This window comes from Murdochiella vaginalis (assembly GCF_902381775.1).
Classification (GTDB): Bacteria; Bacillota; Clostridia; order Tissierellales; family Peptoniphilaceae; genus Murdochiella; species Murdochiella vaginalis.
The window spans coordinates 1,189,454-1,201,436 of record NZ_LR698969.1; the positions used below are offsets into that span (position 1 = coordinate 1,189,454).

The window sequence follows — 11,983 nt, forward strand, 5'->3', positions numbered from 1 at the left end:
GCGAAGAGAAAGCTCTCTTCGCTCTTTCCTGTTTTTATTACATACCAGCTTGTTTCGCGACTTCTTCTGCGAAATTATCCTGTCTCTTTTCCAGACCTTCACCGACTTCATAACGAACGAAACGACGTACAACAATATTCTCGCCGATCTTGCTGACCAACTCCTGACGAACCTGTTCCACCGTTTTATCCGTATGAAGAATATGCTTCATATCCATGAGGCAAATCTCTTCAAAGAATTTGTTCATGCGGCCTTCGACTTTTTTCTCAGCTACAAACTTTTTCTTGTCTTCCGGCATATTCGCGGGGCTTTCATTCATCGCCTGCTGTACCAGAATTTCGCGCTCCTGCGCTACTTCTTCCTCAGGCACCTCTTCGCGGCGAACATACTTCGGATTCATAGAAGCCACTTGCATGCAGATGTATTTGACGAATTCCTGGAAATCCGCATTCTTGGCGGCAAAATCTGTTTCCGTGTTGACCTCAGCCAGCACGCCGATGCGGCCCTGATGCACATAGGAGCCGATCGTACCTTCCGCAGCGATGCGATTGCTCTTTTTCAGCGACTTGGCTTCTCCCTTTTCACGAAGGATGGTGATGGCTTTTTCTTTATCGCCCTGCGCTTCTTGCAAAGCCTTCTTGGCTTCCATCATGCCCACGCCGGTTAAGTCGCGCAATTCTTTAACTTGTGCTGCTTTAATTTCCATTGTATCCCCCTTTATTCCTCGTCTGCGGCTTGCTCTTCAACAGCTTCCGGCTCGTTTTTACTGTCTTCGGATTCTTCCGTCGACTCTTCCGGTACCGTTGTCTCGCTCTGTTCGCTGTCGTCTTCCATTTGTTCGCCCTGGCGACCCTCGATAACGGCCTCCGCCATCACAGAGGTGATCAGCTTGACCGAACGAATCGCATCGTCGTTGCCGGGAATGGGATAATCCACTTCATCCGGATCCGCATTGGTATCCAAAATTGCTACGACAGGGATGTGCAGTTTTTTCGCTTCGTTGATGGCGATGGCTTCCTTTTTAGGATCCACAACGTACATCAGATCCGGCAGGCCATTCATATCTTTAATGCCACCGAGGAAGCGATCGAGGCGCTCCGCCTCATGCTGCAGCTCCGCCACTTCCTTTTTCGGTAAAAGATCAAAGGTACCGTCTTCCGCCATAGCATTGAGCTTTTCCAGACGCTCGATGCTCTTTTTAATCGTTTGATAGTTGGTGAGCATGCCGCCCAGCCAGCGCTGGTTTACATAATACATATTGGCACGTTTGGCCTGCTCTTCAATGGTGTCCTGCGCTTGTTTCTTCGTACCGACAAAAAGGATTTTTCCCCCATCGGCAGCGACTTCGCGCACCTTATTGTAGGCATCTTCGATGAGACCCACCGTCTTGGACAAGTCAATAATGTGAATTCCATTGCGCTCCGTAAAAATATACGGCTTCATTTTCGGGTTCCAACGGCGCGTTTGATGGCCGAAATGAACACCCGCTTCCAACAAGCTTTTCATACTTACTACTGACATACTTTCCTCCTGTGTTTTTCCTCCGCCGACCTCAAATCCTGCACGACCAAAAATTGGCACACTGCGCAAGGATATTCAATCTGCGTGTGACATTCCGATCAAGTATACAATACCGGCGCCTTCTTCGCAATGCTAAAGCGCTAAAAAATCACGTTTCTTTGCATTATCCGTGATTGGGGCATTTTTCGTTATGGCAATAAATCCGATCCTCATGGCGATTTTTTCGATGCAGAAGCAGATCGCCACAAAGCGGGCATTTTTCACCTGTTGGCGGATCCCACGTAGCAAAGTCGCAGGCGGGATATTGATTGCAACTATAAAACACTTTTCCACGCTTGGAGATTTTTTCCACCAGCTCCCCTTTCCCGCACTGCGGACATGTGACTCCCGTTGTTTTCACAATACTCTTGGTATAGGTGCAGCGTGGAAAATTTTCGCAGCCGATGAAATCCCCATTACGCCCATGTTTAACGATCAGCTTTCCGCCGCATTGCGGACAGGCCTCCCCGGTTTCTTCCACCGGTAATTTATAACCCGTATCGTCTTCTTTGGCTTTTTGCAAATCCTTGGAAAAAACCGCGTAGAACTCGCTCATCAGCGCACGCCAATCGACGTTGCCACCCGCAATATCATCCAAGCGTTCCTCCATATTCGAGGTAAAGCCTTCGTTGATAATTTCTTTGAAGTTGGCTTCCAAAAATGCATGCACTTTTTCGCCCAACACGGTCGGGACAAACTGCTTTTTTTCGATGGACACATAGCCGCGAGAAAGAATGGATTTAATGATAGCGGAATACGTGCTCGGACGACCGATACCATTCTTTTCCAGCGTCTGCACTAAAGAAGCCTCGGTATAGCGTGCAGGAGGCTGGGTAAAGTGCTGCTGCTTTTCGATACTCTTCGCCTCGACGAATTGCCCTTCTCGCAGCTCCGGTAGCTGCACTTCCTTCGTATTGACCGGCCATACAGCCTGAAACCCATTAAATTGCGGTTCCACCCCATTCACGCGGAAGAGATACTCTCCGGAAGTCAAGTCCACCGTTGTCGAAAGAAACCGCGCGTACGCCATTTGTGAAGCAAGCGCACGACGCCAGATGAGATCATAGAGACGAAACTGATCATTGGAAAGATCATCGCGTATGACCTGCGGAGCAAGGTCGACCGAGGTGGGACGAATGCCTTCATGCGCATCCTGCGCTTTGCGATTTCCTCCATACGCTATGCCCTTCGTGGCATATTTCTCGCCATAGGTCTTGATGATATACGCACATGCCTGCTTCAAAAAGCTATCTGCCAAACGGGTCGAATCGGTACGCATATAGGTGATCAACCCGACCTGTCCCTTCCCATGCAGAGAAATGCCTTCATAGAGTTGCTGCGCGAGCATCATGGTCTTTGACGTCGAAAAACCGAGACGTCGATTCGCCTCCTGCTGCAGTGTCGAGGTGGTAAAAGGTGCATAGGGCTTCTTATTGCGCTTGCGTTTGGCAATCTTGGTTACCGTAAAAGGGGATTCAAGAGACGAAACAAGGGAAAGCGCCGCCGCTTCATCCGGCAAGGAAATTTTGTGTACCTTCCCGGATTGAAGATGCCCCACCAATTCGGAAGAAAAGGAGATTTTCTCTTCATGATGATGCGCATGAATGCTCCAGTATTCCTTCGGCACAAACGACGAAATCTCCCGTTCCCGATCCACGATAAGCTTGAGCGCCACCGATTGAACACGACCGGCAGATAGTCCACCCTGTACTTTCTTCCAGAGAATGGGCGAAATCTGATAACCAACAATGCGGTCCATGATACGGCGCGCCTGCTGTGAATCCACAAGATCCATGTCAATGGTTCGCGGATGCGCCATTCCTTCTTTTACACCCTGGGGCGTGATTTCATGAAAACTCACCCGATTCGCTTTGGCCGGATCTAGCCCCAATAATTGCGCTAAATGCCAGGAAATAGCTTCTCCCTCTCGATCCGGGTCGGTGGCAAGGTAGATGTTTTCCGCCTTTTTGCTTTCCCGTTTTAACTCATTAATCGTAGAAGCCTTGCCGCGTACATTGATATATTTCGGCTCAAATTGATTTTCAATATCGACGCCGAATTGGCTTTTCGGCAGATCGCGAAGATGCCCTTTAGAGGCCAGCACTTTATAATTTTTACCGAGTATTTTAGAAATCGTCTTCGTTTTGGTTGGCGATTCGACGATGATTAAATTCTTAGTCATCTCAACCCTTCCCACTACTGTATTGCAAATTTTCCATCACTGCGGCGCTGAATCTTCCCTTTCATTTCCAACGATGTCAAGCACATCCAAAGATCGGAGATTGTAAGCGGAACGACATGCGAAAGCTCATCCGCTCCGCAAGGCGCCAATCGAAGCATATCATATATAGCCCCTTCCATTGCTGTCAATGCTTCTTTCGCCTTTTTCGCTTCTTTTACCGGAAGCGGTTTCCATTCATACGCATTGAGCACCTCCTCAATATTGGTCACCAGCGTTGCCCCGCGACGAATCTGTTCATTGGTGCCTTCACTAAGCTTCTGTTGAATATTTCCGGGAACACAAAATACATTTTTCCCCTGTTCCGAGGCACAGTTGACGGTGATCATGGTTCCGGAACGGCGATTGGCCTCAATCACTAAAACACCATCCGAGAGTCCGGAAATCAGACGATTGCGTTGAATAAAATGGTGTGGCAATGCTTTTACACCGGGCGGATACTCGGAAAGCAAACACCCTTCTTGAACAATTTTGTCCGCAATTGCACGATGGGAAGCAGGATAAATGTCATTGATGCCGTTTCCGAGAACGGCAATCGTGGGACATGAGGCACGCAATGCTGCTTGATGGGCAAGACTATCGATGCCATATGCCAAACCGGAAATGATGACAGCGCCTGCTCTGGCAAGTCCTTCAGCAAAAAAATTCGTACAGGAGATTCCGTATGCACTGGGCTTTCGGCTTCCGATCACCGCTATGCTAAACCCTGTCAGCACTGAACGTTGCCCACGTCCATAAAGGACATACGGCACCGGTTCGATTTCACGCAGCTTGTCGGGATAGTCATCATCAAATAAGGTAAGCGCCCAATACCCCTTTGCCTCAAATTCCCTCCAACGTTTTATTTGCGGCGTTCCTTCCGGTTGCAGCGAAAAAAATTCCTTTCGATGCACCATTCCGCTCTCGCGACGTAGCGTTTCTTTTCCCGCAAGAAGTGCGCTGATTTGGGAAGAGGAAAAGCCGCATAGACTCATATAGAGCAGTTGCGAGCGATGAATCGGCTTCAACCGATTTTGCAGGGCTTCCATGGCAGCTACTCCGTCCATGATGCAGTCTCCTCCGAAAAGGCATTTTGTAAAAGATGAATTTTTCCTCGACGAAGGTATACTTCGGCAATATCGAATAGAAAATAGTTGTAAGGCAGATGCGGATGACGAAACAGATAATACCAGGCTGTCAGACGAATTCGACGCCTTTTCCAAGCGGACACAGCCTCTTGCGGGGAAACATAACGATCGTCGCTACGCGCTTTCACCTCAATAAAGTGTAGTTTGTTCTTTTTTGCAGCGATCAGGTCAATTTCTCCGTGACGACTGCGGAAATTGCGCTGTAGTATCGTGTATCCCTGTGACGCATATAAACGCGCCACCGCATCTTCTGCCCTTTGGCCACTGCGGTATGCGGATTCTTTCTTTCTGCTCTGCGCAGAAGAAAGAGAATGCGGCGCTTGTGTTTTATCCGTTTTTTTCCGTTCTGTCTGGCTTGTTTGGGGTTGGGGACGACATAGAGGCATCGACGAGTTTTTCATACCGATCCTTTCCGTGTAGAAAACTGCGGCGATGAATGGGCAAAATGCCGTGTTCACGAATGGCGGCATAATGTGCTTTGGTACCGTATCCCTTATGGGCTGCAAAACCGTATTCAGGATAGCGGGCATCATAGGCACGCATCATGCGGTCACGACGCACTTTGGCCACAATAGAAGCACAGCTGATGGCATAAATACGGTCATCTCCGTGCACCACACTGATCTGCTCCAAATCGGTCTCAATATGTTCCGCGTCGACAAGGACCAGATCCGGCACCAGGATTTCTCCTTTTTTCGTTTTAAGCGAAAGAAGCGCCTCACGCATCGCTACAAGGGTTGCTTGACGAATGTTGATGGCATCAATCATTCGTTCATCGCATTGTCCGATTCCCCAAGCGAGGCATTGATCCAAAATCGTGTCATAAAGCTGCTCTCTCTTTTTTTCGGAAAGCTTTTTGGAATCTCGAACGCCCTGAATCTTTTCCCCGTGCGGCATGATTATAGCACAGGCCACCACCGGTCCCGCTAGAGGTCCGCGTCCCACTTCATCGATTCCGCATACCAGTGGTGTTTCATTAATACGCACCTGTAGCGCAGATAGTTGCTCTTCCGTCCAGGTATCTCTCATGGTGTTATTCCTCGTCTTTTTGAGCAATGGGCGCCGATTCCAACGTGATTCTTCCAAAGCGAAGCTTGCGAAAATCATCTAAAAGAATGGCAGCCGTTCGCGTATAGTCGATTTCTCCACCACGCAAAAGCGAGCCGGTATAACGAGCGATCGACTCCATCACGCCAAGCGTTTCCCGCTCTCCTTCGTTTTCCGCTAAGGAGTAGCGATCAGTAACCGCTTTCGGCGCAAGAGTAAGAAGTAGCTCAAGAAGCCAATAACCGATATCTTGCAAGGGAAGAATATCGTCCCGAATGGCGCCGGTACAGGCAAGAAATAAAGATTGCCTCTCCGTCAATTTTTTTGGCAGAATACCGGGGGTATCCAGCAATAACAAATCGGCATCGGTTTTAATCCATTGCTGCTGTTTCGTAAAGCCCGGACGATCCCCCACCGCTGCGGAACGCTTTCCGCTCATCGCGTTAATAAATGTGGATTTCCCGGAATTAGGAATGCCATAGACCAGCAAACGAATTTCCCGATTGATGCGCGATTGTTCTTTTCTTTTGCTCTGTTCTTCCGCAAGCAGAGTCGCCGCCAAATCATATAACGCTTTCGCCGGACGCTCATGCACAGCGTTTATAGCAAGGGCCGTCTGTCCTTTTTGTTGCAGTGCTTGAATCCATTTTTCCGTCTCTTTGGCATCGGCCATATCCTTTTTATTGAGCAGTATGATGTGCTTCTTTTTTGCTGTAAGCAGGCGCAACGCTTCATTCGCACTGGATGACGGAATGCGGGCATCGCGAATCTCACAGCATAAATCCACCAGAGATAGCTTTTGCCGAATTTCATCGGTGGCTTTCTTCATATGCCCGGGATACCAATTGATGCTCATAGTTCCTCCGAAAAAAAGCTCGCTGAACCGAAGCGGTCAGCGAGCCGGTGAAGATTAATAGTTGGTCTTTTCTTTGACCTTAGCCGCCTTACCTACGCGCGCGCGCAGATAATTGAGTTTCGCACGGCGCACCTTACCTTGGCGGGTGACTTCGATTTTTTCCACGCGCGGAGAATGCACCAAGAATACACGCTCTACGCCAACACCATAGCTCAAGCGGCGAACCGTAAAGGTCTCATTGGTGCTTCCGCCTTCACGCTGAATAACCGTTCCTTCGAAGACCTGAATACGCTCGCGGCTGCCTTCTTTGATGCGATAGTGTACGCGTACCGTATCGCCGACGCGAAATGCCGGCAAATCGGTCTTTGCTTGTGCCTGTTCCAGTTGTTTAATGTAATCCATTGATTCCTCCTTCATCCCCGGATTGTCGAAGATAACGTTCATAAAGATCCGGTCGTTTTCGTTTCGTATTTTCCAACGCATTTTGGTCTCGCCAGGCGGCAATTGCCTGATGATTTCCGCTCAAAAGCACGTCGGGTACTTCGTATCCGCGAAAGTTTCGCGGTTTGGTATATTCATCATATTGAAGCAGCAGATTGGCATGGGAGTCGCTTGCGGCGCTCTCAGGATTCCCCAGCACATCATCCACCCAACGCACCACCGTATCCACCAGCACCATTGCCGGAAGCTCTCCTCCGGTTAAGACGTAATCCCCGATGGAAATTTCTTCGTCCACGTAATAGTTCGTAATGCGGGCATCAATGCCTTCATAGTGGCCGCAGAGTAAAACGAGATGATCGTGCTGCGCAAGCTCCCGCGCCTTAGCTTGATTCAGAACGCTTCCCTGCGGACTTAAAAACACCACGTGCGCATTCGGCGTTCGCACTGCCTCCAAAGCATCATAGAGCACATCCGGTTTCATCAGCATGCCTGCGGCTCCGCCAAATACCGTATCATCCACGCTTTTATGCCGATCTTTGGCATAGTCGCGAATTTGATGCGTCTGTAAGGTGAGGATTCCGTTTTCCAAAGCGCGGCCAATGACCCCGTACGCACGAAGAAGGTCGAACAGCTCCGGAAAAAGTGTCAAAATGTCGATCTTCATTCCATTCCCTCAATCAGCGCAACACGCATGTAATGATGCTCCACATCCACCTTACGGATGAACGATTTTACGGCAGGAAGAAGAATGTCCTTGCCTTCCTTCGTTCGAATCCGGTAAAGATCTTGTGCCGGATACTCTATCACTTCCTCCAAAATCCCCAGAAGCGATTCGTCCTCACGAAATACCTGCATACCGAGAAGATCCTTGACGTAATAGTGATCCTTTTTCGGTTTGGGAAGGCTTTCTTCCGAAATGAGAAGAGATTCTCCGACCAGCTTTTGTGCTTCTTCCGGTGAGGAAATTTCCGCAAACTGCAGATAACCGAATTGTCCTTGCGCACGATAGCGCGTAACGGTCAGTGTTCTTCCGGATTCGCTTGTAAGCGTACTTCCCTGCGGAAACCGATCGGCTCGATCATCTGCCATCCGAACCTTGATTTCTCCGGATAAGCCCCGTATGCGTAGTACTTCGGCCACGACGATCAGGCCGCTCTTCATGAATCAATATCCAAATTGACTTTGACGTTTTCTTTAATGGCGCAGGCCTTCAGCACCTGACGCATGGAATTTGCGATGCGTCCTTGCTTACCGATCACCTTGCCCATGTCATCGGGATGGACATGCAACGATAGCGTAACCACGCCGTCATTGGCCTCCTCACGAATCGTAAGCTCTTCCGGATGATCCACCAGCCCTTTTGCCATAGTAAATAGCAATTCTTTCATCTTAGGCCTCGGTAGTTTCGTCTTCGGCCTTCACTTCTTCCTTTTCGGAAGCCGGTTCGCTCACCGCTTCTTGCTTTTCTTCCGCTGTTTCCTTCTTGGTGTCGACAAAATCAACGACTTTTGCCTTGGGCTTGCGCTCCGTAGAAAGTCCCGAAGCGACGACGCCCTCTGCTTCCATGACGCCATATTCGCGGAACAGGCGTTTAATGGTGTCGGAAGGTTGTGCGCCATTCGCGATCCAGTTTTTTACCTTGTCGGCATCCACCCGGAACATGCGCGGTTCGGAAATGGGATTGTAGAAACCAATCTCTTCGATAAAGCGACCATTCCGTGCGCGACGGGAATCCGCCACAACAATGCGGTAAAACGGTGCTTTTTTCGCGCCCAAACGTTTCATTCTGATTTTAACTGCCATTCTTTCCTCCTCAAGTGTTTAATATTCAACTCGCTATTACTGAAACGGATTTTTGAATAGGGAATTGAAGCGTTTTTTACCCTTCTTAAACTGTTCCATTTTCTTCATCAGCTTCTTGGAATCCTTAAATTGTTTAAGAAGGCGGTTCACCATGACCGGGTCATTGCCCGATCCTTTCGCGATGCGAGCACGGCGGGAATTCGAAATGATGTCCGGCTTGCGACGTTCCTCATCGGTCATAGAGGAAAGTATCGCTTCCAGACGTTTGATCTGCTTGTCATCAATGTTCACGCCGGCCATCTGTTTGGCATTCATGCCCGGGATGAGCTTGAGCAGATCCTCAAGCGGCCCCATGTTCTGCATCTGTCGGAGCTGTTCGCGAAAATCGTTCAGGTCGTATTTCTGAGAACGCATTTTCTCTTCCAGCTCTTTGGCTTTTTCCCGGTCCAGCGCCGATTCGGCTTTTTCGATGAGCGTGAGCACATCGCCCATGCCAAGAATACGGCTGACCAGGCGATCGGGATGAAACTCCTCAATCTGGTCAAGTTTTTCTCCCGTGCCGATCAGTTTAATCGGCTTATGGGTTACCGCGCGTACCGAAAGCGCTGCGCCTCCGCGCGCGTCACCGTCCAATTTGGAAAGCACCACACCGGTAATGTCCACGGCTTCGTTGAAAGTCTTGGCGACATTCACGGCCTCCTGACCGGTCATGGCGTCAACGACGAGCAGGGTTTCGGTAACGGGTACCGTCTCTTTGATGCGTTGCAATTCCCGCATGAGCTCATCGTCAATTTGTAAACGTCCGGCGGTATCTATGATCAGTGGATCATGCCCTGTTCGCACCGCTTCGTCATAGGCACGTTTTGCAATGTCCACCGGATCGGCGTCCACTCCTAAGGAAAACACCGGCGTTTTCACCTGTTCTCCCACCACCTGCAGCTGTTTAATAGCTGCAGGACGGTAGACATCGCAAGCGACAAGCATGGGCCTGCGCTGTTTCTTCTGATACCAGTTGGCCAGCTTCGCTGCGTGGGTCGTTTTTCCCGAGCCCTGGAGACCGCACATCATGATGACGGTCGGCGCTTTTGGCGCGCTGCGTAAAGCCATATCGTCATCGGACATCAAGGTGACCAGCTCTTCACGAACAATCTTGATCACCATCTGTCCGGGCGTCAAAGATTTCATTACGTTTTCGCCTACGGCACGCTCTTTAACCTGTGCCACAAACTCTTTCACGACTTTGTAGTTGACATCGGCTTCCAGAAGCGCCAGACGAATTTCGCGCATCGCCTGATCCACGTCTTTTTGACCCAGCTTCCCTTTTCTCGTCAAGCGAGAAAACGTCGCTTGGAGGCGTTCGGCTAAATTGTCAAACATGGTCTCCTCCTCTCTGCGAAAGAATTGTTTTTTTTATCTCTTCCGCTATGAAGTATGCGTTGGGTGGGCGTCCTTTGCATCGCGTGTACGCGAGAGCGAGGCCGACAGGCGCTGGAGCGCCCGACGGGCGGGAAGAGCTTTCTCTTCCGGTAAAGACTCCACGGCGTGTGCTAAAATGGGCAGCGTCTCTTTCGCGCATTGTTCGGTCTCTAAGAGGCCAAGATGCGATTCAAAAAGAGTCATCTTTTCCACCGCCCGTGAAAGCTGTATGGATACTGCCTGTTTTGAAATTTTTCGCCATTCGGCAATTTCCGAAAGGGAAAGATCATCATAATAATAGGCTTCGCACAGCGCACGCTGCGTTTCGGTCAGCATGAAGCCGTAGACTTCATACAGCAGACCAATCTGTACCGTTTCTTCCATGACATCCTCACTAAAATAGCACCGTTCCACCGGAACAGTGCTATTCTACGCATATTCAATGTGCCTGTCAAGCTTTTTTGTTTGACAGAAAAAATTTCCGTTTCTTTTTTCAGCTGATTACTTTGATAGAAAAAAGCGCCGATTGTCCTTTTTGCGTTGGGCTCAGGAAAAAATGGCATCCACAAAGGCTTCTGCATCGAAGGGGCGAAGGTCTTCCATCTGTTCGCCGACGCCGATAAATTTTACCGGCACCTTGACCTCGAGTTGCAAGGGAAAAACGACGCCACCTTTGGCCGTGCCATCCAATTTTGTAAGCACCAAACCGGTAATGTCCGTTACTTCGTTGAAAGCACGCGCCTGCTGAATCGCATTTTGCCCTGTTGTAGCGTCAAGAACGAGCAACGTTTCCAGGGTTGCCTGCTCGTATTCGCGGGAAAGAATACGATAGATTTTTTCCAATTCCTGCATCAGATTCTTCTTATTATGCAAACGTCCTGCTGTATCACAGATGAGCACATCCGTCCCACGCGCCTTCGCCGCATGAATGCCGTCATACACGACGGATGCTGGGTCAGCGCCTTCTTCTCTTCGCACTATGGCTACATCCGCCCGCCGAGACCATTCTTCCAGCTGATCAATGGCCGCCGCGCGAAACGTATCGGCCGCAGCAAGCAACACGGATTTTCCCTGTCCTTTGAGATAGGCAGCCAGCTTACCGATGGTTGTCGTCTTTCCGACGCCATTTACGCCAATGACCAGAATCACCATCGGACGACCAGCTTGTTCCTGCAGAGCCGTATGCAAATTGGAAGCTAACAGCTTTTCCTTCAAAATTTCCACGAGTCGAAGGCGCACTTGTTGCGGCTCGCGGATTCGTTCTTCCGCCACCACCTCGCGAAGCGTATCAATGACATCCATTGCGGTATCAAAGCCCATATCGGCAGAAACCAGTGCTTCTTCTATTTCCTCAAAGAGATCATCATCAATTGTCGCGCGTCCGTTAAACAAATTGTCCAACGCCCCGCCAAGGCTCTCTCTTGTCTTCTGCAGCCCCTGTTTTAAAAAGTCAAAAAGTCCCATGTTTCCTCCTCTTCATCCGTAAGGAGCATC

General features: G+C 49.7%; 14 protein-coding genes and 1 pseudogene. All 15 read right to left on the bottom strand.

The genetic code is table 11. The features are described from left to right. Window positions 1–37 precede the first annotated feature (37 nt). Complete coding sequence (tsf, locus tag FXY30_RS05295) at window positions 38–706, bottom strand: translation elongation factor Ts (protein ID WP_071705637.1); 669 nt, start codon at window positions 704–706, stop codon at window positions 38–40. 11 nt (window positions 707–717) lie between these two features. Then, entirely contained in the window at window positions 718–1,521 is an 804-nt protein-coding gene (gene rpsB / locus FXY30_RS05300) for a 30S ribosomal protein S2 (RefSeq protein ID WP_071705638.1), read from the bottom strand. A 163-nt stretch (window positions 1,522–1,684) separates the two neighbouring features. Beyond that, complete coding sequence (gene topA / locus FXY30_RS05305; RefSeq protein ID WP_071705639.1) at window positions 1,685–3,742, bottom strand: type I DNA topoisomerase; 2,058 nt, start codon at window positions 3,740–3,742, stop codon at window positions 1,685–1,687. Between the two features lie 14 nt (window positions 3,743–3,756). Further along, entirely contained in the window at window positions 3,757–4,845 is a 1,089-nt protein-coding gene (gene dprA, locus FXY30_RS05310) for a DNA-processing protein DprA (protein WP_071705640.1), read from the bottom strand. Then, window positions 4,833–5,327, bottom strand: coding sequence for a YraN family protein (locus FXY30_RS07575; RefSeq protein ID WP_331710539.1), 495 nt, complete (start codon window positions 5,325–5,327; stop codon window positions 4,833–4,835). Before FXY30_RS07575 ends, dprA begins: the two co-directional genes overlap by 13 nt. Then, window positions 5,254–5,955, bottom strand: a complete 702-nt coding sequence (locus tag FXY30_RS05320; protein WP_071705642.1) for a ribonuclease HII — start codon at window positions 5,953–5,955, stop codon at window positions 5,254–5,256. Before FXY30_RS05320 ends, FXY30_RS07575 begins: the two co-directional genes overlap by 74 nt. A gap of 4 nt (window positions 5,956–5,959) precedes the next feature. Continuing rightward, entirely contained in the window at window positions 5,960–6,829 is an 870-nt protein-coding gene (gene ylqF, locus FXY30_RS05325) for a ribosome biogenesis GTPase YlqF (RefSeq protein ID WP_071705643.1), read from the bottom strand. Window positions 6,830–6,883: 54 nt separating this feature from the next. After that, a complete protein-coding gene (gene rplS, locus FXY30_RS05330) occupies window positions 6,884–7,231 on the bottom strand; it encodes a 50S ribosomal protein L19 (protein ID WP_071705644.1) in 348 nt (115 codons plus the stop codon). Next, window positions 7,218–7,934, bottom strand: coding sequence for a tRNA (guanosine(37)-N1)-methyltransferase TrmD (trmD, locus tag FXY30_RS05335; protein ID WP_071705645.1), 717 nt, complete (start codon window positions 7,932–7,934; stop codon window positions 7,218–7,220). The genes rplS and trmD overlap by 14 nt, the downstream gene beginning before the upstream one ends. After that, complete coding sequence (rimM, locus tag FXY30_RS05340) at window positions 7,931–8,431, bottom strand: ribosome maturation factor RimM (RefSeq protein ID WP_071705646.1); 501 nt, start codon at window positions 8,429–8,431, stop codon at window positions 7,931–7,933. The genes trmD and rimM overlap by 4 nt, the downstream gene beginning before the upstream one ends. Beyond that, complete coding sequence (locus tag FXY30_RS05345) at window positions 8,428–8,658, bottom strand: KH domain-containing protein (protein WP_071705647.1); 231 nt, start codon at window positions 8,656–8,658, stop codon at window positions 8,428–8,430. Before FXY30_RS05345 ends, rimM begins: the two co-directional genes overlap by 4 nt. A gap of 166 nt (window positions 8,659–8,824) precedes the next feature. Continuing rightward, window positions 8,825–9,073 (bottom strand): annotated as a pseudogene (gene rpsP / locus FXY30_RS07670) (30S ribosomal protein S16); the annotation flags it as partial. Window positions 9,074–9,109: 36 nt separating this feature from the next. Further along, a complete protein-coding gene (ffh, locus tag FXY30_RS05355) occupies window positions 9,110–10,450 on the bottom strand; it encodes a signal recognition particle protein (RefSeq protein WP_071705649.1) in 1,341 nt (446 codons plus the stop codon). Between the two features lie 45 nt (window positions 10,451–10,495). Further along, window positions 10,496–10,873 carry a sigma factor-like helix-turn-helix DNA-binding protein gene (locus FXY30_RS05360; RefSeq protein ID WP_071705650.1) on the bottom strand — a complete coding sequence of 126 codons (378 nt, stop codon included), beginning with the start codon at window positions 10,871–10,873 and terminating at the stop codon, window positions 10,496–10,498. Between the two features lie 162 nt (window positions 10,874–11,035). After that, window positions 11,036–11,953, bottom strand: a complete 918-nt coding sequence (gene ftsY / locus FXY30_RS05365) for a signal recognition particle-docking protein FtsY (RefSeq protein ID WP_071705651.1) — start codon at window positions 11,951–11,953, stop codon at window positions 11,036–11,038. Window positions 11,954–11,983: the final 30 nt, after the last annotated feature.